At 62.8% G+C, this 1,032-nt stretch carries 1 protein-coding gene and 1 pseudogene; both read right to left on the bottom strand.

Features of this window, described 5'->3' with window-relative positions; genetic code table 11:
• On the bottom strand, window positions 1-653 hold a 653-nt coding region (locus A3730_RS06935), incomplete at its 3' end, for a UvrD-helicase domain-containing protein (protein WP_156501012.1).
• Window positions 650-1,032, bottom strand: a pseudogene (locus tag A3730_RS31220) (exodeoxyribonuclease V subunit gamma); the annotation flags it as partial. The pseudogene A3730_RS31220 and the gene A3730_RS06935, both read right to left, overlap by 4 nt.

Here is a 1,032-nt window from a genome sequence, read left to right as displayed (position 1 = left end):
CTTTGCGGTAACTCTTCCGGGTCAGCTTCTTTCAGGCCGAGCAGGGGACGGCAGGCGTCCAGCAGGGCATCCGGGTTGCCCAGGTTGTCGCTTTGCAGGGCATTGGCGGCGCTCACCGGGAAATCGGCAATCACCGAGCGCCAGTAATCCCGCGCTGCCATCTGCTGTTCGTCGCTGGCGTCTTCCTGCAATTCCAGGCTGAACAGGCTGCCGGAATCGAAGGCATGCTGTTTGAGCATGCGATTACAGAAGCCGTGGATGGTGTAGATGGCGGCTTCGTCCATCCACTGGGCGGCGGCATCCAGACGCTGGGCGCAACGGGCCCGGTCGTCCGGGTCGCTATAGTCATTGAGCAATTCAGCCAGCACCGGGTCGTCGGCTTCTGCATTGGCATCGGCAAAGATACGCGCGGCATCGGCCAGGCGGTCGCGGATCCGTTCACGCAGTTCTTCCGTGGCCGCTTCGGTGAAAGTCACCACCAGAATCTCCGGCGGCAACAGCGGGCGCGAGAAGGCATTGTCGTCGCCATGACCGAGAACCAGGCGCAAGTAGAGGGCGGCCAGGGTAAAGGTCTTGCCGGTGCCAGCACTGGCCTCGATCAGCCGGGTGCCGTGCAGTGGGAAGGTAATCGGGAGCGGACGTTCAGTGCTCATACGTCGTCTCCTGGCTCTTGCCACTGTGCATGTTGATAGAGCGGGGCATAGAGTTGTTCGGTCCAGTAGGCGAAGGCGCTGTGGTCGCCATGGCGGACAGCCAACATTGTGTCGAAGTCGGCCCAGGCCCGGGCAATGGCCGGTTCCTTGTCCTGTTCGCCAGTGTGCATGAAGCCGGATTCGAATACCTTGCGGGCCTCGTTGTCGCCGTTGTCTTTTTCTTCCCCTTTCAGCCAGGCAAAGGCGGTGGCGCAGGCGATGGGCAGGGGTTCGCACAGGGCTTGCTGCCAGGCATGGCCCAGTTGGTCCAGGCAGTGCTGCGCGTCGCTGCGGTTCAGGGGTGGCAGGGTGATGCGGCCATCCTGGCCCTGTATGTGGG

The sequence above is a fragment of the Alcanivorax sp. HI0044 genome, assembly GCF_001634945.1.
This window is presented reverse-complemented; position numbering and strand designations above follow the sequence as displayed.